Source organism: Corallococcus praedator (assembly GCF_003612125.1).
GTDB classification, from domain to species: domain Bacteria; phylum Myxococcota; class Myxococcia; order Myxococcales; family Myxococcaceae; genus Corallococcus; species Corallococcus praedator.
The window spans coordinates 1-20,084 of the sequence record NZ_RAWI01000152.1 but is presented as its reverse complement, the minus strand read 5'-3'; the positions used below and the strand labels follow the sequence as shown (position 1 = coordinate 20,084).

Genomic DNA, 20,084 nt, shown 5'->3' with positions numbered 1-20,084 from the left:
GTGCGGATCCGCGCGGGTGGGTTCCGGGGGACGCGGAGCTTTTCCGGGAGCAGGGGCCCGATGAGGCTCCCGCTCCCGGCCCTCGCTAGAAACGCATGGCCTCCACGGCGGCCACCATCTTGCCGACGTCGTAGGCATAGAAGCCGGCCGAGTTCAGGTTGTTGATCTCCCCGACGTACAGCTCGCCCTCGTGCATGAAGACATCCAGCGCGTAGGCGCGGTCCGGTCCCCAGGTGTCCGCCATGCGCTGGGCGAACGCGTGGACCTCCGGCTCCACCTCCGATGAGGCCAACACCCGGTCACCCAGCTTGTAGAGCGAGCCCGTGATGACCCGGCCGTCCACGACGACCATGCGGTACTCGCGCTGGATGGCCCTGGGCGCGCTGACCGCCACCCACGTGTCCGCGGACACCGTGGCGTACGTGTCGAGCGCGAGGACCTGCTCGCGCCACTTCGCGAACGCCTCCCACGACGTCACCATCCCGGAGAACGACTTGTCATCCAGACAGGGCCGGATGAAGAAGCGCCCCTCCCGCTCGGGCACGTCCGCGAGGCGGCAGACCGTGGCGTCCGCGTTCAACAGGTGCCGGCCCAGGTGCTTCCGCCAGAGGCGGTAGTCGAAGTGGTCATTGATGAAGGCGCCCGGAGTCCACCCCTGCGCACGCGCATGGCGCGTCAGGCTGAGCGAACCCATCACGACCACCGGCCCTGAGAGCGTCAGCGAGGGCTCGATGCCGCCCCCGAAGGGGATGACCTTGACCAGCGTGTGCGGGATGGCCCCATGCGCCAGGACATCCATCAACGTGTGGAAGCCCTGCTCGTTGAAGAGGTTGCTCTGGACGACCCAGTGCATGTGCGGCTCCGTGGATGAGGACCGCCGCGTGGACGGGTGATGCCTCGCGCGACTGACAGCCGGCTCACGTCACCACGGCGGCGAGGATGCGCTCGAAGAGCCAGGGACTGTGACCCAGCAGGCGCACCACGGGCCTTCGCAGGCGCGGACGCCGCGCGAGCATCAGCAGGCCGTGCGTCGTCCAGGAGTACTTGCGGAACACGCGCTGGAAGGTGCGCTCGTAGGGCATCAGCGTGTCGCGGCCCGCGCCCTTCGCCAGTGCGTCCGGGAGCAGCGCGCCCAGGGACTCCGCGCAGGCGAAGGCCAGGGTGAGGCCCTCGCCCGTCACCGCGTCCACGTAGCCCGCCGCGTCCCCCACCAGCGCGAAGCGGTCCGCCACCCGCGTCCGGGCCACGCGCGCCAGCGGGCCCGCGCCGCGGACCTGCGAGTCCGGCTCCACGCCCGCGAGCTTTTCCGCGAGCCTGGGGAAGTGGGCCAGCAACGCCTCGAAGCCCACGCGCTCCGCCACGGTGCCGGCCTCCCACAGGAAGGCGATGCCCACGCGCTCCGCTCCGGCGGGCGTCACGTACGCCTCGACGCCGGAGGCGAAGTGCACCTCCACGTAGGGCGTCCATGGCACGCAGCGGAAGTGCCGCCGCAGCCCGAAGCGGCGGGGGCCGTCGAGGGCCACGTCCAGGCCCTCCGCACGCCGCAGCGGCGAGGCCAGCCCGTCCGCGGCCACCAGGAACCGGGCCTGCACCGCCCCCGTGGGTGTCTCCAGCATCACGCCTTCGTCCGTGCGTTGGTGCGCCACGACCTGCGAGTACTCGCGCAGGTCCACGCCCACTTCACGCGCCCGTGTCACGAGCGCCGTGGACAAGGCCAGCCTGCGCACGCCCAGACCGCCAGGGGCCGGCAGCTTGCCTTCCGCCGTGGTGCCATCCTCCTGCACGTAGCGGATGCCGACGAAGGGCGAACTCTCGCGCCGGTCCAGATGCGCAAGCGCCCCCAACCGCTCCAACGCAGCGAGCCCCGAGGGCATCAGGCCCTCACCACAGGCCTTGTCCACGGGCGTGGAGGACCGCTCCAGCACCACCGTGTCCAACCCACGCTGGGCCGCGGCGATGGCCACCGCGAGCCCCGCCGGGCCTCCTCCAACCACGACCACGTCGTGGCGCTTCACGTGCCACGCTCCGTTCGAGCATCCGCGAGGAACCCACGGCGCTCAGCCCCCCGGAGCAGCGCGATGGGCTGCCGGCGTGCGCGCAGGCAATGTCTGTCAGCCACGCGCAGGGGCTTCACCCGCACCACTCCGCGAGCCGGCAATCCCTGTCGACTCCGCATGAAAGCCTCACCCGCCCTGCCCTTTCACGAGTCATGCTCCGCGCGAACCATCGCCAACGCGCTCTTCGCCATCTCCACCGCGATCCCCACCGCGCCCATCTTCTTCGGCGCCGTCAGCTCGCCCGCCAGATAGCGCCGCAGCGCTTCGCCCCGGCGCAGCTTGCCGCTGGACGTGCGCGGCAACGTGCCCGGCTCCAGGATGCGCACGGTGTGCGGCTGTACGCCCGTCGCCGCCACCACCGCGGAGCGGATGTCCGCCTCCACCGACTGCTCGTTCCCCGGCGCCGAGCGCTCCGCGAGGATCAACAGCGCTTCGTCCTCGCTGCCTTCGGGCGTGAAGCCCAGCGCCACCGCGCAGCCCGTGCGCACACCCTGCACTTCGGCCAGGGGCTCTTCGAAGGCCTGCGGCGCGTGGTTCGCGCCCCGGATGATGACCAGGTCCTTCGCGCGGCCCGTCAGGTACAGCTCCCCTTCCGCGCCGAAGCCCAGGTCCCCCGTGTCCAACCAACCGTCGCCCGTGAGCGCGCGCTCCGTCGCCTCCGCGTCCTCGAAGTAGCCGCGCATCACCGACGGCCCCTTCGCGAACACGCGCCCCACCTTGCGCTCCGGCAGCTCCGCGCCGTCCTCGCCGCGCACCTGCACCTCGAAGCCCGCGACCGGCGCGCCCACGCTCACCAGCGTCCGCGCCCCATCGCGCGCCAGTCCCTCGCGCGCCAGCACGTCCGGATCCACGCCCAGTTCGCGCGGCCCTCGCCCCGCCGGAGGGAACGTCACCGCCAGCGAGGCTTCGGACAGCCCATACACCGGCCGCAGCGCCCGCGCGGAGAAGCCCCACTTCTCGAACCGCTCCGCGAACCGGCGCAGCGTGTCCGCGGACACCGGCTCCGCGCCGTTGAGCGCGTGATGCCACCCAGACAGGTCCACGCCCTGAAGCTCCGCGTCCTTCACCCGCTTCAAGCACAACCCATAGGCGAAGTTCGGCGCCGGGGACACGAAGCCCCGGTGCCGCGACAGCGCCCGCAGCCACAGCGCCGGCTTCACCAGGAACGTCTCCGGCGGAATCAGCACCAGGCTGCCCGGGTAGTACAGCGCCGAGAGCACACAGCCGATGAGTCCCATGTCGTGGTACAGCGGCAGCCAGCTCACGCCCACCGGCGTCACGCCCGGAGCCACCGGCATCGCCGCCTCCAGCGCCGCCACCTGCGCCAGGAGCGCCCCGTGCGTCAGCGCCACCGGCTTCGGCGCCACCGTGGAGCCGGACGAGAACTGGATGAGCCCCAGCGCATCGGGATCCACCTCCACCTCCAGGTCCTCGTCGCCGTGCATCACCGCGTCCACCGTGTGGCATCCCAATCGGGGCCGCGCGGTCTCCACGCTGGGCCCCAGCAGGAGCCGCACGCGCGTGTCCGTCAGCACCACCACCGCGCCCGTCACCTGGAGCATGCGCGACGTCGCCCGGTGGTACTCGTCCAGGCGCCCCAGCCGCACCGGCGGATACAGCGGCACCGGCACCGCGCCCGCCAGCAGCGTGCCGAAGTAGGCATCCATGAACGCGGGCGACGTGGGCAGGAGCAGCGCCACCCGCTCCCCCGGCTTCACCCCCAGCCGCGCGAGCCCCGCCGCCGCCCGCTTCGCGCGCCGGTACACCTGGGCCCAGGGCAGGGAGGTCTCTCGCTCGGAGGCGTCCACGAACACGAGCCCCAGCGACGTGTGCGACGTCGCCTTCAGCATCGCGTTCACCGTGGCGTGCTTCAACGCCGGCAGGGCGGGCCCCTTCATGGCTGGGCTCCCACGTCCACCCGCGACGCCGCGACCCGAGTGGCCACCAACCGCGACAGGTCCTCCACCGTGCGCACGCCCTGCGCGTCCTCTTCCGACAACATCACCCGGAAGCGATTCTCCAACCCCACCGCCAGCACCGTCAGCCCCAGGCTGTCCAGATGCAGGTCGCGCAACAGGTCGTGCGAAGGCTCCACCACGCCCTCGAACTCCAGCTCCTCGCGAGCGATGCGGCGGATCTCCGCCATCACCTCCGTCACGGTGTCAGTCACGGCGTACCTCCGGAATGAAGCGGGGACGGTGGGCGAACGCCTCGGAATACAACGCGCCGAGCGCTGCCTCCTCCGCGCGGATGCGCACGAAGAGCAGGGCCGCGTTGCCCACCGTGAAGACCACCGCCGTCACCCACGCTCCGTGGATGAGCGGCACGCACAACAACTCCAGCACCACGGCCACGTAGTTCGGATGCCGCAGGAACCGGTACGGCCCGCCCGTCACCGGCGCCAGCCCCGGCACCACGATGATGCGGGAGTTCCACCGGTCGCCCAGCGTCCCGATGGCCCAGTACCGCAGCCCCTGCGCCACCAACGCGCCCACCAGCGCCACCACGCTCCACGTTCCCCAGAAGGGCCGGTGCAGGCCGAACACCTCCGCCACGCACGCCACCAGGAACAGCGTGTGGAACACCACCATGAACCGGTAGTGCCCCTGCCCCGTCTCCACGCCGCCGCGCTCGAAGGCCCGCGCCGCGTTGCGCCTGGAGAGCACCAGCTCCAGCAGCCGCTCCGCGATGAGCAGCACCATGAAGCCCGCGAACAACGCCTGGGTGCCGGTCACCAGCGCACCAGGACCATCTCCGCGCAGAAGCCCGGTCCCATGGCCATCACCACGCCCCATTCGCCCGGCTTCGCGTCTGCTTCCTCCAGCGTCTCACCCAGCACGAAGAGCACCGACGCGCTGGACAGGTTGCCCACCTGGCGCAGCGACTTCCACGAGCGATCCAGCGCGCCCGCTTCCAACTCCAGCGCGGACTCGAAGCCCTCCAGCACCTTGGGCCCCCCGGTGTGCGCCACCCAGTGCCGCACGTCCTTGCGGGTCAGCCCGTGCTCCGCGAGGAAGCCATCCACGTTGCCCCGGATGTGGTCCTTCACCAGCTGCGGCACCTTGGCGGACAGCACCACCTTGAAGCCCGTGTCCACCACATCCCAGCCCATCACCCGCTCGGTGTCCGGATAGAACACCGACCGTGAGCCCACCACGCGCGGTCCCGTCGCGCCCGGAGCCTCCGCGCCCCGCAGCACCACGCACGCCGCGCCGTCGCCGAAGAGGCCGGAGGCGATGATGTTGGGGATGGACAGGTCCTCGCGCTGCAGCGTCAGCGAGCAAAGCTCCGCGGCGATGAGCAGCGCCGTCTGCTTGGGGAACGCGCGCAGGTAGTCCGATGCACGGGCCAGTCCCGCCGCGCCCGCCACGCAGCCCAGGCCGAAGATGGGGGTGCGCTTCACGTCCTCGCGAAAGCCCATCCGGTTGACCAGCCGAGCGTCCACGCTGGGGGTGGCGATACCCGTCACCGTGACGAAGAAGACATGGTCCACGTCCCGGGGCGTCAGGCCCGCGCGCTCCAGCGCCTGACGCGCCACGGTTTCGGACAGCTCCGTGGCCACGCGGATCCACGCATCATTGCGCTGCTGGAAGGTCGCGAGCGCCGGATACTGCTCCAGCGGGAGCGCCAGGTGCCGGCCGCCCACCTGCACGTTGCGGTGCAGGTCCTCCAGGCGCTCCAGGTTGAAGTGCTTCGTCGCCCACAGGTCGCGCAGCGCCGCGATGAGCTGCTCCTGGCTGGCGTAGTGCGGCGGTAGCGCGCGGCCCACCGCACTCAAGGAAGGCGAAGGGGCGGTGTCGTGACGGGTCGAGCTGAGCATGTAGTCCCTGGAGGGTCCCACCCTGGAAGTCGAGTTCCCACGATTAACCGGCACGCGGCCCGGATGCGATGTCCTACCGTCGCGCTGCATACGCCTGAACGCCCCGGGCGTTTCCACTGTTGCGCACGCGACGCGCTGCGGTCGTCCCTGCATTGGTGCACCGGCCTCCCTCCTCCGTCCACAGGCACCCGTTCCGTCCCCAAACGGCCCTCCGTCCGAACCTGCGTTCGGTGCCAAGGGGTCGCCAGGACCTCCTTCCCCTGACGCCCTTCTTCGCTCCTCAATCCAAAACCTGGTCCCGTGCTACCTTCATAAGGGATTGGCCCACCGTCAGAACCAGACTCCCCATGGAACGCACCGATTCAGCGAACCGCCGGCAGCAGTCCCGTTCTCTTCTGGGACGACCCGATAGGATTCCGCGCTGGGATGTCCTGGAGGTGCATCTGGACGAGGCGGCCTTTCTGTCCACGCAGTGGGACCGGGCCTTGGAGTGCTCGAGCCGAGACCTCCAGCGCGTGAAGGAAAGCGTCGAGCAACGCCTGCATTCCCATCTAGACGCACTCGTGGTCGCCGGCTCCAAGGTGGCTGAACGCCTGCTGCTGCCTGCTCTTTCGCACGAGGACCCCGAGTACATCCGCGCCGCGTGCATGGCACTCCTGCGGTCAGGCACGCAAAGGGGTTTGGACTCCGTGCTCCAGACCTTCATCGAAGGAGAACCGGACACGCGCAAGGAAGCACAGCGTGCGTTGGAGTTGGAGGGAGGCGCAGCGCTTCCACAGCGCCTTCATCTCCTTCTCTCACACGCGGAACCACGCATTCTGGCTGCCGTGCTCGAAGTGCTTCGCTTCCGTCGATTCCCCCTGGAAGCATCATGGAGGGAGTCATTGGCACGCGCGGAGGCACCCGACCTCCAGGCCGCGCTCCTACGAGAAGCGTGTTTCGCCCCTGAGCGGGAGATTCGGTCCGCCGAGCTTCGAACGGCCCTCAACACCCCGGATCCAGCGGTTCGAGAGGCTGCCCTGGTGCTGGGCCTCGTGCGCGGCCAACGCATCGCATGGCAAGCCTGCCAACAACAGCTGGACGCCAGGGATGAAGCTGGAAGCATGGCGCGGCTTCTGCTCGCGGTCGGAGGAGAGGATAAGGACATCGAGCGGCTGAATAGCCTGCTCCAGGTGCCCGAACTCAGAGCGGATGTGCTCTGGGCACTCGGTTTCAGTGGGCGACCGGCCGCGGCCGAGGCCTGTCTGCCCTGGATGCATGACAAGGCCTTCGCCAGCATCGCGGCAGAGGCATTCTGCTCGATCGTCGGCCTGAAGCTGGAGGGGCCCCTGGCGAAAGAACAGGACCCGGAAGACGAGGAGCTTGACCTCGATGGCGAGCCACGACCCGGGGGTGGGGCTGCGCTCATCGCACCCAATCCCGAAGCCGTCGCGTCTTGGTGGGCCAGGGCTCGAAAAGGATTCGATCCAACCAAGCGATATTGCAGTGGCACACCCATCAACGCACGGGACCTGGTCAAGGTCCTCCTGGGCGTCCCCATGCGCCGTCGGCCTCCCCTGGCACTTGAGTTGTTGATTCGAAGCCAGGGCCGCATCGGGGTGGAAGTCCGGGCATGGGCGCTCGTACAATGGGAGCAATTGCACGCCGCGCAGGTCGAGTCGGGACGGTTGAAAGCCCAGCCGTTCGCCACGGCGATGAACGGGTGAGCCCCCCTCACGCTTCACAGAAGCCAGGTCTGGATTCCAAGGGAACGGCATGGGAACGACAGTCGGCGTGAACAAGATGTCGGTCGTCCACAAGGACTCCAACGGCGTGACCATGGCCATGCCGGATGTCTGCAAAACGCCCAGCCCAGCGGGCCCGGTCCCCATCCCCTACCCCAACATCGCGCGCTCGGCGGACACGGCGAAGGGGAGCGAGACGGTGCTGGTGGAGGGCAAGCCCGTGTGCGTCAAGGACTCGAACTTCAGCACCAGCACCGGTGACGAGGCCGGGACAGCGGGAGGCGGTGTCGCCTCCAGCAAGACGAAGGGCAAGGCGGAGTTCGTCAACTACTCGTTCGATGTGAAGTTCGAGGGAAAGAACGTTGCCCGGGCCATGGACCTCATGACCCACAACGACAAGAACACGCCCCCCTTTCCCCTCATCCAGCCTCCGGTCATCGCCCTGGGAGAAGGACCGGACGACTCGAAGTGTCTCTGCTGCAAGAAGACCCTCTAGTCTTCCGGAGCGCGTACGGTGCGGCTCGTCGTGACGGGGATCGGCATGGTGACCGCACTGGGATACGGCGCGACGGGAAGTTGCGCGGCCATCCGGGCGGGCCTGTCGCGTCCACAGGCCCTGGATGGACTGGTCGTGGAGGATGGCGAGGGGGGCTCACAGCCTGTCACCGGCTTTCCTGTATCGGGCTACGCGGAGGGGTTCTTCCTGGTGGGCGCGTGGCTCAGATTGGCGGCGGGCAGCCTGGATGATTTGCGTCATCGGATGGAGTGGCCTCCGGCCTCCGACGTGTCCTTCTGGGGAAGGACCGGACTCTTCGCCCTGACGCCCTTCATCGACGAGGCCCGGTTCGGCGGGTCTCTCGGCCAACGCCCCCATGCACTCACGGAGGACTTCCTCCAGCCGTTGCTCACGCTCCAACACCTGCCCGTGCCGATCGAGCGCAGTCGCGCCCTGGCCCTGGGGCACTGCGGGCTGGTGGCGGCCCTCCAGCAAGCCCGCCACCTGTTGGAGGAACGAAGGCTGGAGCGGGTCATCATCGTCGCGGCGGACTCCTATGCCGATGTCCCGAGCTTGGAATGGATTGATGGGCAGGGACGACTCAAGCAGCCCCGGATGCCGGTGGGCTTGATGCCTGGACAGGCAGGAGCGTGCCTCCTGGTCGAGGGCGAAGGAGCAGCCAGGGCGCGCGGGGCCCCCCTGGGCATTCGCGTCCAGGACGTGTCCCTCGCCGCCGGGCCGGGTGAGAGGCGAATGCCACACGCGCTGGGCCGCGAGCTGGCCGCGTCGATTCTCCAGGTGCTTCGTGACGCTCGGATGCCCCTGCCGTATCAGGGGTGTCTGGTCCTGGACCTGAATGGCGAGGAGTGGAAGTCAGCCGCCTGGGCACATACCCAACTGCACCTGACGGAGCACGTCGACTTCGAGAACTGCCGGGTTCGGGTTCCCGCCGAATCGCTGGGCGAAGTCGGAGCGGCGAGCGCGGTCGTGGGGGCCGGGGTGGCCATCTCCGAGCTGCTCTCCTCCCACCACGAGAGCGCTATCGTCTGCTCCCTTTCCGACCACGGCGACTCCGGGGTCATCCTGCTTCAACGAATTCTTGAGCGGTAGCTCACAAGGAGGTTGTCATGGCGCTCACTGCGGCGAAGGACCACATCCTCTCGAAATACCCGATGCAGGCGGTGCTGTGCCGCTCCAAGGAGTATCGAAAGAACGGCATCAGCATCATCAGCGGCGACGCAGGCAAACTCGACCGCGTCTACAACAACAACAGCAAGATCAAGAAGTACCTGATTGAGAACGCCATTGAGACCCGGACTCCAGGCGCGACCGCAGGGGACGACACGCACGCCGCTGGCTATCACTTCAATCATTTCACCGAAAAAGCAGGCACGCCCTATCCAAATGCGGGCCACCACATCCTGCCCTGCGAGCTGTTCACCGTCAAAAGTGAGGAGGAGGGGAAGGGAGGCGTCTTCGGGGAAGAGGAATTCAAGATCCTCCGTCGGCTGAAATACGACATCAATAACGGAGAAAACCTCATCTTCCTGCCCGCCATCAATAACAGCCACTGCGGCATCCACCAACTGCCATGTCACGTTGGAAGCCACCCCGCCTACACCGAAGAGGTGTCGCGCGACATCGAGCAGATCAATCAGCTTCTCAAGAAGAGCCTTGAGAAGCCTTGCGAGGACTGGAAACCACCCGAAAACATTCCAACCGAGTTCAAGAAACATGAAAACAAATACTGGAACTGGATCGTTGTTTTTGGCGAAAGCACAAAGGGATCGCACATCAATACATTCCGAAAAAACCTCGTCGAGGAGCTGACAAACAAGGTGAAATCCCGCTCCCTCAGAATGGGCAAGAAGACCTGACCCCAACCCCATCCACCTATGAGCTTTCTACCCTGGCTTTCAGACAACGAGAATGACGCCTTCGCATGGATCACCTATGCACCCAACTCATTGAGGAAGGAGCCCAAGGAGTACGAACTGCACGAGGGGATTTCCGTGCAGCACTGGTACCCGGCGAGCGTGATCTTCCCTCTGACGGAGAACCGCGGCCTTGAGCTCACGGACTCCGTTCCCAACACGCTCAACCTCATCATCGTGTCGGAGAGGCTGAAGCGATTCCTGGAGGCGAACGCGGGGGCCCGCATGGAGTTCCTCCCAGTCCAGCTCCGCGACCAAAAGGGCCGGCTCGTTCCAGAGCCCTACTTCATCCTCAACCTGTTGGAAGTCGTGGAGTGTGTCGACCTCGAGAAGTCGCAGTTTGAGCGCTCAGCGATAATTCCCTCCTTCATTGCCTGGTTCTCGCTCCTGGTCGTGGACCCGGCGCGGATTCCTCCAGAGGCGAAGCTCTTCCGGCTCAAGGAGAAGCCCAACCTCATCCTGATTCGAGAGGACCTCGCCCAGGTGCTCGTCAATGAGGACTACACGGGCATGATGTTCCTGGAGCTGGAAGAGTACGGCAGGGAATGGGGACGGACCTGAGCGTGAAAGACCCGGGACCATGATTCATCACGAAGCCAACGCGGTCGAAGCCATCCGGGTCCTGACGCTGGAGGCCGAGAGCGGCCCCCGCCCCGTGGAGGAGCGCGAGCGCATCCTCTTCCACCTGTCGCGGCATTGCCGCATCGCCGCGCTCAGCGCCCTGCTGGCCCGAGCGGATGTCGTGTCCTTCCGCGAGCGCCTGCGGTTGTCGGGAACATGGCGGTTGAATCTCCTGAGAGACCGCGCCGCGCAGGAGAGGCCCTTCAGCCGGTTCACGGGCGCCGCCCAGATTGCGCCCCTCTGTGATGCCCTCGCCGCCGGTGAGGACACGCTCGCCCAAGACATCGCGCGCGCGTCCGCTCCCGAGTGGCTGGCACGCAAGGAGTTCGAGGACGACTTCTACTATGGGCGGCTGTTGGGCGGATTCGCCCTCCGGGAGCCTGGGTGGGAAGCCGTGGCGGCCCCCCTGCTCTCCGGGCTCCTTCGGGTCATGCAAGATGAGACTGCGCCACGGGTCCGCGTCTGCCGCGCCCTGCTGGCCCACGAACCCGACGCCTTTGTCGCAGCCCTGCTGGAGCTGCTGGAACGACATGGCGCCTGGTTCCGCGCCAGGGCGGGAACCTTGCAGGCCCGCGAACCCGCGTTCGAGTTGGAACGGTCGGTTTGCGTGGAGGGCCTCGCCTTGCTGCACCTCGCCTCACGGCATGGCTTGTCGGTCGACCCGGCGGCGGAATACCCACTGCTCCCTGACATTGCCCGAGTGGGCTGAGCTTTTCGGGTCGCCCACTCGGGCTCCGGCGCGCGCGAAGAAGGAAGCGGAGCGCCGGAGCTGAGAGGCCTCGGCGGCTACTGCACCTTCACGCCGATGGCGTAGGCCCGGACGTAGCCGGGATCCGAGACCGCGTGCCACTTGGAGCCAACGGTCCAGCCATTGTGCACCGTGGGGTTGGTCATCCAGAGCAGATGTCCCAACCGGGTGTAGGTGACGTCCGCGCCTCCGCCCGTCACCACGAAGCCGTCCGGCACCGTCGCGGTCGCCATGGGAGCGTCACCGGTCGCGGAGAGACTGCTCTGGATGGCGTTGATGATGTTGCCCACGCCCGGAATGGTGGTGCGGATGCCGATGGCGGACACGAACATCATCGACACATCGAAGACCTGGTGGTCCTTGCCAGACGCGTAACAGCTGCTCGAACTCATGGGATAGGCGTCCACGGCCATGTTGCCCGCGCTGCTGTACTGAATCTGGAAGGCGCACCCCAGCAGCGTGTAGCCGCTGTCAACGTAGGCCGTGGCGCTCGGAGTGCCGGAGTAGTTGCTTGCCACCGAGGTCAGCTTCACGTGCTCCAGGAGCTGCTGGCGCGAGAGCCCATTCACCCGGATGCCAATGGCATAGCCACGGATGGCGGAGGGGTCCGAGTAGATGTGGTCCTTCGCCCGTACGGTCCATGAGGAGAAATACGGGTCGGGGTACGACGCCGTCAGCAGACTTCCATAACCGGCATGCCCGATCCACGTGGTGGCGCCCCCGCCGCCAATGACCACCCAATCCCCTCCCACGGGAATCGTGACGATAGGCTGGCTGGTCGTCTCCGAATCCTTCTGGAAGATGCCGACCTGGATCTTCCCGGAAGCATCCGTGAAGACCTTCTGCTGTGCGGCGGCCGTGCTCGACACGAAGCCAAGGCACGACGAAGCCATCACCACCAGAGCGCGCGTCCACTTCTTCATGCGGTCCATTTCTCCTGAAAGGGTTTCAGCCCGCGAGATACCACACCTGTGGTATCGCAGGAAAACCAGGAGTGACCGCATTTCAGCATTACACGGACGCTGTACCCAGCCCTTCGGTAGGTTCGCCTTCACCGCGGCCTGGATGCCGCGGCGGGCGAGCTGCGGATTGCCGCCCGTGAGGAGCTTCACCGGCCTGGCCTTGCTCGCACCGGGTCTGGCCTTCGTGCCCGATTTTATCGGGCATTGGGTGGCCACCTTCCACCGTTCAGTCGGTGCGTCGCCCGCTGCGCCACTTGTGGGCATAGGGCAGCACGAACAAGTACAGCCCGGAGAACAGGAGCAAGGCGAGCGGGATCAGCGCCAGGAAACCCACCCAGACGACAGTCGACTCCTTTGCCATTGCGACGATGTTGACGATGACCGCCACCGTGAAGGCAATGGACAGCCAGCGATGGAACAGCCGAATCCAATGGGTCCACGCCCGCGACACCTGCGCGGAAGATGGGCCCGAAGCGGCTGGGGCATGCGTGCTCATGAAATCCTCGCGAGCAGGTCGACGAGCTTCCCGCCCATCATGTTCCAGCCGTAGCGCGCGCCGCCGAAGTTCTGCTTCTGGTCCGGCTTGAAGCCCGACTGCACGAGGGACAGGCGCGTGCCCGCCGCCGTGGGCGTGAGCGTGAAGGTCACGACGGTGTCCAGGACCATGTCGCCGACGACCCACGTGTAGCTGAGCTTCTGCTGCGGTTCGCTCTCGAGGATCCGACAGTTCACGGTGCCGTCCCAGCCGGGGTACGGCTGCGTCTTGAACGCGAACGCGGCTCCCGGCTCGAGCTTGAACCCGACGACGGGCAGGAGCCACTCGGTGAGCAGCTCGGGGTCGGTGAGCGCGCGCCACACCTTCTTCGGCGAATGATGCAGATCGAATTCGAATGAAATGGATTCGGTTTGCGATGGGGCGGTCTTGTCGAGGGGCTTCATTCGTCCATTTTCTCCAGCAGTGCTTCAAGGCGATCCACGCGCTCCGTCCAGAAGGCGCGGTAGTGCGTGAGCCAGTCGATGAGCGGCTTCATCCCGCGTGGCTCCACCCGGTAGTAGACACAGCGCCCTTCGCGCCGGCCGTTCACCAGGCCGGCGTCTTTCAATGCGGCAAGGTGCTGCGAAACCGCCGGCTGAGAGATGTCGAAGCGCGCCGTGAGGTCCTTCACCGCCGCTTCGCCCTGCGTCAGCGACTCGAAGATCGCCCGGCGGCTGGGGTCCGCCAGCGCCTGGAAGATCTTGTCTTCGGCCACAGCCGCTCTCTGCATGCACAACCAATAAGCCTGCACTTATTGGTTGTCAAGCGCGTGGATCGGACCGCCTGGCCGCAGCACCGCGGGCTTCAGCCCGAAGAGGGGCCTCAAGCGGCCATCGTGGACTGCGTCGCGGCACAGGAGCTCGGGCACCCTCGCGATGCCGACTCCCGCGATCGCGGCTTCGCGCGGCGCCCTGGAACGTACCCGGGCGCATCGTGGAGGGACTCCAGGCCGGGAATCACCACGCGCACCACCTGGCCCATCCCTACCGAGCCCAGGCGCCCCAGCTCCCAGGCCACGTCCTTCGGGAGTCGGTTCCCGGCCCGTGGCTTCACGGGCCGGACCTCGCGGCCCTGAAGGCCTCAGCGCATGCAGACCGCTTCGACGTTGTTGCCGTCCGGGTCGAGCAGGAAGGCGGCGTAGTACGTCGGGCTGTAGTCGGCGCGCACGCCAGGACGGCCGTGGTCGCGGCCACCCGCCCCGAGCCCGCCTTCATGGAAGCGGTCGACGGCGGCCCGTTCGGAAGCCCTCAGCGCCACATGCACCCCGGGGCTGACGGCATCCTGGGAGTGATAGAGCCACAGGGCCGGCTCGCCCGGCGGGCCAAAGCCCGCGCTCGACGCGTCACGGGTGCACAGCACGTGTCCCAGCGAGGCGAGCGCCTTCTCGTAGAAGCGCACGCTCGCGTCCAGGTCCTTCACCTTCAATCCAATGTGGTCGTACACGCTGCTCTCCTTGGGTGATGACCGTCATCCTAGGGAGGGCACCGCGCGCCCGACTTGGAGGAACTTGCGCCCCTTGCGCGCGGCCTGACGGAAGCCGCCAGGAGGGACGCCCGCGGCGCGGTGGAACGTGCGCACGAAGTTGGAGAGGTCACCAAAGCCGACGTCGAAGGCGATGTCCGTGATGGAGCGGGTGTCCCCGGCCAGCAGCCGTGCCGCGTGGCGCAGCCGCGAGCGGACCAGGTACTGGTGCGGCGTCACGCCCAGGACCTTCGAGAAGAGCCGCAGGAAATGGAACGGGCTGAGTCCGAACTCCCGGGCCACCCGTTCGAGCACGACGGGCTCGTGCGAGTGCGCGTCCAACCACAGCGCCGCCTCCACCGCGCAACGGCGATGCCGGGGCCCGGCATCCAGCGGCTTGCGCTTCCTTCCGGAAGCCAGGTCCACGAAGCGGGCCGCCAGCAGGACGCCCAGCTCATCAAGCCCGAGCTCGCGCCGACCCTCCGCTGTCGCCTGCGCGAGTTCGGCGAACACCATCAATTCGGGCAGCGGCGGCATGGCGCCAGTCCGCCAGACATCCCTCCGCCCGCCAAGGGCGTCCACCAACGTCTCCGAGAGTCGGAAGGACAGACACTCGTCGCCGCCCACCACGTGCTCGTGCGTGCACTGGTATTCGTCACCGGGGTGGCCAATCAGCAACGAGCCCGCCACCAGCTCGAACGCGTTTCCTCGCGTGTGGTAGCCGAAACTCCCCTTGCGGACGTAGGCGATGGAGAAGCCCGTGTGCAGCTCCGTGAACGGCGTGTCGCCGGGCCCTGCGTGGCACCGGTAGTCGAACACCGAGAGTGAATCGCACCGCATGACCGTCGTGGCCGTCATCGTTCATTCCCTCCGACCGTCGCCGCATCCAGGAGGGCATCCACCCCAGGCCGTCGTGACGCGGCGCGAGCTTGGTCACGCCCGGCCCCGCGCACTTGGAGAATCTTGCCCTGGTGAATCACGGCACCCGCGTGAAGGTTCCTTCGCGGTCGATGTCGGCTTCAATCACGTAATCGTCCGTGGAGTGCTGCCAGTACACCCGGTCGTCGACCGAGAACCCGAGCATGTCGCCTTCGAGCACCGGGAGGTCCGCTCCGACGAAGCGGTTGTCACCCACGGCCACGGTCATGAGCGGGCTCTGACGGAACCCATCGACGCCCCTGCGGGCGAGGGTCAGGCGCACCTGGCCGGGCTTCGAGGCCCGGACCCTCCAGGCCCGGATCTCCCCAGGCACCGGGCACAGGGTGTCGCCTTCGGACTTGAGCGTCAGGGGCGTTGAAACGAACAGGTTCCAGACCGTCACCTGATTCGGCGTCGCGCGGTCAAAGGCGATCCGGTTGTTGTCCGTTCCGTTCTCGCCGTGAGAATCGTAGACGAACACATCGTCCTTGTGCGTCGCGGTCACGTCGAAGCGCTGCTTCGCCGGCCCCTGCAGCATGAACATCCGGTCCTGCTCCACGCGAAACTCAATCGTGCCGTAGAAGGCACTCTGGTACTTGCCCAGGAGCCCATACTTGGCGGAGATGACGCGGGCCGGATTGGCGGTGTCGCTGGCGCGGGCGGGCGGATGCAGCTCCTGACGCATCGCCTCCTGGAACCTCTCCACGAAGGTCTTCTTGTGTCCGGGATGCACGAAGCTGTCGAAGTCTGGCTTCAGGAGCGCGGCAACCTCCAGCCCGGGGTCGCTGACAAACCCCCTGAAGGCCGCACAGAGGGCTTCCGCGACTCCGACCGGCTCACCATTGGTCAACACGACGACTCCAAGCCGGTCCTCCGGCCAGAGCTCGACGCTGGTGGCCGCGCCGAGCCCGAAGGCGCCGGAGTGGCTGTACTTGAGGGGCTGGCCTTCCCTGTCAGTGACATTCCAGCCCAGGCCATAGCCACTCGTGTGCGGCTCGCGCGGCACCCCGGGCTTGTAGATGCCAGGGACATAGGGCCGGTGGGTCAGGCTCAGCCAGCGGAAGAACTCCGCGTCGAAGCCCAATCCCAGGTCACCCAGCTGCAAGCGGAGCCACAGTGCCATGTCATTGGCGGAGGAGGTGACGCCGCCCGCGGGGGACTGCGCGTCGGGGTTTCTCTGCGCGTCAGGATTGGGCTTTCCATCAGGAAGGGGCTTCGCGTGATACCACTCCCCATTGGCCCTGAGCCGATGCGCCCAGGTCCGGTTCTCGCGCTTCAGGAAGTCGGAGTAGCGCGAGCTGGTCGACTTCATCCCCAGGGGCGCGTACAGACGGTCGTGGGCCACGTCCTCCCACTCCTTTCCGACGTGCAGGGCCGCCTGACACGCCGCCGCCGTCAAACCGAAGTTGGTGTAGGCGTACCCGCCCGTACGGTCGAGCGCGAGCAGGCGCAGCCGCTCCAGCACCGCCTTGCGGTCATGGCCCATGTCCTCGAGCAGGTCGCCCGCGTGGTCGGGCAGCCCACTGCGGTGCGCGAACAGGCTGGCGAAGGTCGGCGTGACGGCCAATCCCAGACTCGGGACCTTCTCCTCCCAACCGTCCGAGGTGCCAGGGATCAGCGTCGTCATGACCGTGGACGCCAGCGGCTTGGACAGCGACGCGAGGGGGAAGACCGTGTCCGCGGTGACCTGGTTGTCGGCCGCGGGCGCCTGCGAGCCCAGCAATCGGCAACCCGCTCCCAGGGTCTCGACGAGGGGAGGGCCCTGCTCGGGGAGCCAGGCGATGGCGATCGCCACTCCCGGCACCCCCGTGGCAATCCTTGCGTGCTCTGTGTATTCGCACAACCGCTGCCACCCGCGCTGGACGTCCGCCTGGGTAATCATCCAGACAGTCTTCATCACGCCAGGGTCAACCGCAATCCATTCCTGTGGCCGCACCCGCCTTGAAGCCGCAGCCGTCAAGGCACGTCCGCCGAGGCCTTGATGAAGTCGATGAACGCTCGCAGCGGCGCGGGCACGAGGCGCCGTCCGGGGTAGTAGAGGAAGGGCCCCGAGAAGCGCTGCCACCAGGGCTCGAGGATGGGTTCGAGGGCGCCGCTCTCCAGATGCGGGCGCAGCCAGTCCTCGAAGAGGCACACGACGCCAGTGCCGGCGATCGCCGCGTCGACGGCGAGATCCGTCGCCCCGCCCACCTGCACGATGAGCGGCCCCGTGGGTTCGATCCGGACCACCTCGCCGTCGCGCTCGAACTCCCACGGCGTCATCGTGCCACTCGCGAAGCGGCCCCGCAGACACGCATGGCCGAGCAGCTCGCGGGGGTGCTCCGGCCGGCCCTGGCGCTCCAGGTAGGCCGGGGAGGCCGCGGTGGCGAAGCGCTGGACGCGCGGCCCGATCGGCACCGCGACCATGTCCTGTTCCAGCCGTTCGTCGTAGCGGATGCCGGCGTCGCACCGGGCTTCGAGCACGTCGACGAAGCGGTCTTCGGCCACCACCTCCAACTGGATGTCGGGATAGGCGGCGAGGAACGGCGGAATGATGCGCGGCAGCACCAGCCGGGCCGCGCTGACCGGCACATTGAGGCGCAACGCGCCCGCCGGCTTGTCGCGAAAGCCGTTCACCACATCGACAGCGGCTTCCATCTCGGTCAATGCCGGGCCGAGCCGCTCCAGCAAGCGCTCCCCTGCTTCGGTAGGGACGACACTGCGGGTCGTCCGGTTGAGGAGCCTGACCCCGAGCCGCTCCTCCAGACGACGGACCGCCTCGCTGAGCGCGGACGCACTGCCACCGCTCGCACGCGCACCCTCACGAAAGCTCCGGGCGCGGGCCACCACCACGAAGGCGTTCAGATCACCCAGGTCGACCTTCACTGTTCGCCACCCCGTACAACCTGTGCGGACCGGACCCCGTTATCGCGGAGCCTCGGAACGTCTATCCCTGCCTCATCTCGAAAGGAGATGAACCATGCCCGGAATCGATCAGTCCAGCACCTTCGCCCTCGGTGGACGCAACGTGAAGCGGCTCGGCTATGGAGCGATGCAGCTCGCGGGGCCCGGCGTGTTCGGCCCGCCCAGGGATCATGACGCGGCGTTGGCCGTGCTGCGGGAGGCCGTGGCGCGCGGGGTGAACCACATCGACACCAGCGACTTCTACGGCCCCCACGTCACCAACCGGCTGATCCGCGAGGCGCTCGCGCCCTATTCCCGCGACCTCGTCATCGTCACCAAAATCGGCGCGCGACGCGGCGAGGATGGCTCATGGAACCCGGCGTTCTCGCCCGAAGCACTGACCCAGGCGGTGCACGACAACCTGCGCAACCTCGGGCTTGACGTGCTGGACGTGGTCAACCTCCGGATCATGTTCGATACCCATGGGCCCGCCGAAGGGTCCATCGAAGCACCGCTCACCGTCCTGGCCGGGCTTCAGCAGCAAGGCCTGGTGCGACACATCGGGCTGAGCAACGTCACCGCCGCGCAGGTCGCGGAAGGACGCCGGATCGCTGAGATCGTCTGCGTGCAGAACCAGTACAACCTGGCGCACCGGAGCGATGACGCACTGATCGACGCCCTGGCCCGTGACCGCATCGCCTATGTGCCGTTCTTCCCGTTGGGTGGCTTCACCCCGCTGCAGTCATCGACCCTGTCCGATGTCGCCGCGCGCCTCGGCGCGACACCCATGCAGGTCGCGCTCGCCTGGCTGCTTCGCCGCGCACCCAACATCCTGCTGATCCCCGGCACCTCGTCAGTCGTGCACCTGCGGGAGAACCTCGCTGCGGCCGAGCTCAAGCTGCCGGACGACGCGATGAAGCAGCTGGACTCCGTGGGCAGCATCCGCTCCGCCTGACTCACGAACGCTCCGGGGAGTAGACTGCCCGCCCATGATCAAGCTCCACCAGTTCAACCCTTCTGGGAATTGCTACAAGGTTCGCCTGCTGCTGCATCAGCTGGCGATTCCATTTGAAACGCGGGAGGTGGATCTCACCGCGGGAGAGACGCGCACGCCGGAGTTCAAGGCGATGAACCCCATTGCCCGGACCCCCACCGTGGAGCTGGAGCCAGGCGTCTTCCTCGCCGAGTCCAACGCCATCCTCTGGTATTTCGCCGAGGGCACGCCCTTCATTCCCAGCGACCGGCTGGAGCGGGCGCGGATGCTCCAGTGGATGTTCTTCGAGCAGTACAGTCACGAGCCCTACATCGCCGTGGCTCGGGCGTGGCTCACCTTCTTCGGTGTCCCTGCCGGCAAGGAGAAGGAGCTGGAGGAGCGCATCCAGAAAGGCTACGCCGCGCTCGACGTCATGGAGGGCGAGCTGAGCAAGCGGCCCTTCTTCGCGGGCGAGCACTACAGCCTCGCGGACATCTCGCTGTATGCGTACACGCACGTGGCGGAGGAGGGCCGCTTCGACCTGGGCCGCTATCCCGCCATCCGCTCCTGGTTCGAGCGGGTGCAGGCCCAACCCCGCCACCTGCGCATCACCGACATCATCAACGCGCCGTCGGCTTCGCAGCCCTCCCAGGCGAAGTCGGGGCTGTAGGTGGGCAGGCGGGCTTCTCCAACCTGTCGCTACCGCGACGTCGCGGGTTGCATTGCCGTGCATGCAGCGGGAGCGCCGGAGATTCTCGCTCAGTGTCGCTCGACGGCGACCCCACGGCATTCGAAGTGCCGGCTCAATGAGCCCAGTTCATAACGGGCAACGAAGCGCCGCGCGATGGCCCGGGCCATGATCCGATAGACCGCTTCGGTGGGATGCGCCAGATCGCTCGTCGCGACGGGAGTGGGTGGCGGCAGTCCGTAGCGCATCGGGGGAGCCCGGGGG

General features: G+C 67.4%; 23 protein-coding genes. 8 read left to right on the top strand and 15 right to left on the bottom strand.

Translation table 11 applies throughout. The features are described 5' to 3' along the window. Positions 1 to 85: 85 nt before the first annotated feature. The 6 genes from D7Y13_RS20345 to D7Y13_RS20320 all read right to left on the bottom strand — a co-directional run bounded on the left by D7Y13_RS20345 (position 86) and on the right by D7Y13_RS20320 (position 5,877). Positions 86 to 853 (bottom strand): ATP-grasp domain-containing protein, encoded by a 768-nt coding sequence (locus D7Y13_RS20345; RefSeq protein WP_120538210.1) that lies wholly within the window; start codon positions 851 to 853, stop codon positions 86 to 88. A gap of 64 nt (positions 854 to 917) precedes the next feature. Continuing rightward, a complete protein-coding gene (locus D7Y13_RS20340; RefSeq protein ID WP_120538211.1) occupies positions 918 to 2,015 on the bottom strand; it encodes an NAD(P)/FAD-dependent oxidoreductase in 1,098 nt (365 codons plus the stop codon). 185 nt (positions 2,016 to 2,200) lie between these two features. Further along, positions 2,201 to 3,955, bottom strand: coding sequence for a fatty acyl-AMP ligase (locus tag D7Y13_RS20335; RefSeq protein ID WP_120584887.1), 1,755 nt, complete (start codon positions 3,953 to 3,955; stop codon positions 2,201 to 2,203). Then, positions 3,952 to 4,203 carry an acyl carrier protein gene (locus tag D7Y13_RS20330; protein ID WP_120536286.1) on the bottom strand — a complete coding sequence of 84 codons (252 nt, stop codon included), beginning with the start codon at positions 4,201 to 4,203 and terminating at the stop codon, positions 3,952 to 3,954. The genes D7Y13_RS20335 and D7Y13_RS20330 overlap by 4 nt, the downstream gene beginning before the upstream one ends. A 16-nt stretch (positions 4,204 to 4,219) precedes the next feature. Beyond that, positions 4,220 to 4,795, bottom strand: a complete 576-nt coding sequence (locus tag D7Y13_RS20325) for an isoprenylcysteine carboxyl methyltransferase family protein (RefSeq protein ID WP_120584888.1) — start codon at positions 4,793 to 4,795, stop codon at positions 4,220 to 4,222. Then, the gene (locus tag D7Y13_RS20320) at positions 4,789 to 5,877 is read right to left on the bottom strand and encodes a type III polyketide synthase (protein ID WP_120584886.1); all 1,089 of its coding nucleotides are present in this window, start codon (positions 5,875 to 5,877) and stop codon (positions 4,789 to 4,791) included. The genes D7Y13_RS20325 and D7Y13_RS20320 overlap by 7 nt, the downstream gene beginning before the upstream one ends. Before the next feature lie 347 nt (positions 5,878 to 6,224). On the opposite strand from D7Y13_RS20320, the gene D7Y13_RS20315 reads away from it, so the two are divergent. The 6 genes from D7Y13_RS20315 to D7Y13_RS20290 all read left to right on the top strand — a co-directional run bounded on the left by D7Y13_RS20315 (position 6,225) and on the right by D7Y13_RS20290 (position 11,361). Then, on the top strand, positions 6,225 to 7,583 hold the full coding sequence (locus D7Y13_RS20315) for a TIGR02270 family protein (RefSeq protein WP_120584885.1): 1,359 nt from the start codon (positions 6,225 to 6,227) through the stop codon (positions 7,581 to 7,583). A 49-nt stretch (positions 7,584 to 7,632) separates the two neighbouring features. Continuing rightward, entirely contained in the window at positions 7,633 to 8,097 is a 465-nt protein-coding gene (locus tag D7Y13_RS20310) for a DUF4150 domain-containing protein (RefSeq protein WP_120584884.1), read from the top strand. A gap of 45 nt (positions 8,098 to 8,142) precedes the next feature. Beyond that, positions 8,143 to 9,207: a hypothetical protein gene (locus D7Y13_RS20305; RefSeq protein WP_147444416.1), complete on the top strand. Its 1,065-nt coding sequence runs from the start codon at positions 8,143 to 8,145 to the stop codon at positions 9,205 to 9,207. A gap of 17 nt (positions 9,208 to 9,224) precedes the next feature. Next, on the top strand, positions 9,225 to 9,974 hold the full coding sequence (locus D7Y13_RS20300) for an AHH domain-containing protein (RefSeq protein WP_120584882.1): 750 nt from the start codon (positions 9,225 to 9,227) through the stop codon (positions 9,972 to 9,974). Positions 9,975 to 10,064: 90 nt separating this feature from the next. Then, entirely contained in the window at positions 10,065 to 10,592 is a 528-nt protein-coding gene (locus D7Y13_RS20295; protein WP_120584881.1) for an imm11 family protein, read from the top strand. Positions 10,593 to 10,611: 19 nt separating this feature from the next. After that, complete coding sequence (locus D7Y13_RS20290) at positions 10,612 to 11,361, top strand: Imm49 family immunity protein (RefSeq protein WP_120584880.1); 750 nt, start codon at positions 10,612 to 10,614, stop codon at positions 11,359 to 11,361. A 77-nt stretch (positions 11,362 to 11,438) separates the two neighbouring features. Here the strand turns inward: D7Y13_RS20290 and D7Y13_RS20285 are convergent, their stop codons facing one another. The 8 genes from D7Y13_RS20285 to D7Y13_RS20245 all read right to left on the bottom strand — a co-directional run bounded on the left by D7Y13_RS20285 (position 11,439) and on the right by D7Y13_RS20245 (position 18,141). Next, entirely contained in the window at positions 11,439 to 12,323 is an 885-nt protein-coding gene (locus D7Y13_RS20285) for a hypothetical protein (protein WP_147444414.1), read from the bottom strand. A gap of 265 nt (positions 12,324 to 12,588) precedes the next feature. Next, positions 12,589 to 12,858: a hypothetical protein gene (locus D7Y13_RS20280; RefSeq protein WP_120584878.1), complete on the bottom strand. Its 270-nt coding sequence runs from the start codon at positions 12,856 to 12,858 to the stop codon at positions 12,589 to 12,591. Then, entirely contained in the window at positions 12,855 to 13,301 is a 447-nt protein-coding gene (locus D7Y13_RS20275; protein ID WP_120584877.1) for an SRPBCC family protein, read from the bottom strand. The genes D7Y13_RS20280 and D7Y13_RS20275 overlap by 4 nt, the downstream gene beginning before the upstream one ends. Further along, entirely contained in the window at positions 13,298 to 13,612 is a 315-nt protein-coding gene (locus D7Y13_RS20270) for an ArsR/SmtB family transcription factor (protein WP_233595778.1), read from the bottom strand. Before D7Y13_RS20270 ends, D7Y13_RS20275 begins: the two co-directional genes overlap by 4 nt. A gap of 365 nt (positions 13,613 to 13,977) precedes the next feature. Next, positions 13,978 to 14,340, bottom strand: coding sequence for a VOC family protein (locus D7Y13_RS20260; protein ID WP_120584875.1), 363 nt, complete (start codon positions 14,338 to 14,340; stop codon positions 13,978 to 13,980). A gap of 24 nt (positions 14,341 to 14,364) precedes the next feature. Then, the gene (locus D7Y13_RS20255) at positions 14,365 to 15,216 is read right to left on the bottom strand and encodes an AraC family transcriptional regulator (RefSeq protein ID WP_120584874.1); all 852 of its coding nucleotides are present in this window, start codon (positions 15,214 to 15,216) and stop codon (positions 14,365 to 14,367) included. A gap of 118 nt (positions 15,217 to 15,334) precedes the next feature. Further along, a complete protein-coding gene (locus tag D7Y13_RS20250) occupies positions 15,335 to 17,236 on the bottom strand; it encodes a serine hydrolase domain-containing protein (RefSeq protein WP_147444413.1) in 1,902 nt (633 codons plus the stop codon). Further along, entirely contained in the window at positions 17,233 to 18,141 is a 909-nt protein-coding gene (locus D7Y13_RS20245) for a LysR family transcriptional regulator (protein WP_120584872.1), read from the bottom strand. Before D7Y13_RS20245 ends, D7Y13_RS20250 begins: the two co-directional genes overlap by 4 nt. A 94-nt stretch (positions 18,142 to 18,235) precedes the next feature. On the opposite strand from D7Y13_RS20245, the gene D7Y13_RS20240 reads away from it, so the two are divergent. Together D7Y13_RS20240 and D7Y13_RS20235 are read left to right on the top strand one after the other, a co-directional pair. Continuing rightward, positions 18,236 to 19,114 carry an aldo/keto reductase family oxidoreductase gene (locus D7Y13_RS20240; RefSeq protein ID WP_120584871.1) on the top strand — a complete coding sequence of 293 codons (879 nt, stop codon included), beginning with the start codon at positions 18,236 to 18,238 and terminating at the stop codon, positions 19,112 to 19,114. Positions 19,115 to 19,148: 34 nt separating this feature from the next. Continuing rightward, entirely contained in the window at positions 19,149 to 19,802 is a 654-nt protein-coding gene (locus tag D7Y13_RS20235) for a glutathione S-transferase family protein (RefSeq protein ID WP_120584870.1), read from the top strand. An 89-nt stretch (positions 19,803 to 19,891) separates the two neighbouring features. Here D7Y13_RS20235 and D7Y13_RS45770 read toward each other — a convergent pair. Continuing rightward, positions 19,892 to 20,084 (bottom strand): hypothetical protein (locus D7Y13_RS45770; RefSeq protein ID WP_208734475.1); only part of this gene is annotated, 193 nt, incomplete at its 5' end.

Coding starts and splice junctions, on each gene's coding strand:
- D7Y13_RS20315 (WP_120584885.1), top strand. CDS start 6,225: ATGGAACGCACCGATTCAGCGAACCGCCGGCAGCAGTCCCGTTCTCTT.
- D7Y13_RS20345 (WP_120538210.1), bottom strand. CDS start 853: ATGCACTGGGTCGTCCAGAGCAACCTCTTCAACGAGCAGGGCTTCCAC.
- D7Y13_RS20330 (WP_120536286.1), bottom strand. CDS start 4,203: ATGGCGGAGATCCGCCGCATCGCTCGCGAGGAGCTGGAGTTCGAGGGC.
- D7Y13_RS20335 (WP_120584887.1), bottom strand. CDS start 3,955: ATGAAGGGGCCCGCCCTGCCGGCGTTGAAGCACGCCACGGTGAACGCG.
- D7Y13_RS20305 (WP_147444416.1), top strand. CDS start 8,143: ATGGTGACCGCACTGGGATACGGCGCGACGGGAAGTTGCGCGGCCATC.
- D7Y13_RS20285 (WP_147444414.1), bottom strand. CDS start 12,323: ATGAAGAAGTGGACGCGCGCTCTGGTGGTGATGGCTTCGTCGTGCCTT.
- D7Y13_RS20280 (WP_120584878.1), bottom strand. CDS start 12,858: ATGAGCACGCATGCCCCAGCCGCTTCGGGCCCATCTTCCGCGCAGGTG.
- D7Y13_RS20255 (WP_120584874.1), bottom strand. CDS start 15,216: ATGACGGCCACGACGGTCATGCGGTGCGATTCACTCTCGGTGTTCGAC.
- D7Y13_RS20235 (WP_120584870.1), top strand. CDS start 19,149: ATGATCAAGCTCCACCAGTTCAACCCTTCTGGGAATTGCTACAAGGTT.
- D7Y13_RS20320 (WP_120584886.1), bottom strand. CDS start 5,877: ATGCTCAGCTCGACCCGTCACGACACCGCCCCTTCGCCTTCCTTGAGT.
- D7Y13_RS20300 (WP_120584882.1), top strand. CDS start 9,225: ATGGCGCTCACTGCGGCGAAGGACCACATCCTCTCGAAATACCCGATG.
- D7Y13_RS20290 (WP_120584880.1), top strand. CDS start 10,612: ATGATTCATCACGAAGCCAACGCGGTCGAAGCCATCCGGGTCCTGACG.
- D7Y13_RS20310 (WP_120584884.1), top strand. CDS start 7,633: ATGGGAACGACAGTCGGCGTGAACAAGATGTCGGTCGTCCACAAGGAC.
- D7Y13_RS20275 (WP_120584877.1), bottom strand. CDS start 13,301: ATGAAGCCCCTCGACAAGACCGCCCCATCGCAAACCGAATCCATTTCA.
- D7Y13_RS20240 (WP_120584871.1), top strand. CDS start 18,236: ATGCCCGGAATCGATCAGTCCAGCACCTTCGCCCTCGGTGGACGCAAC.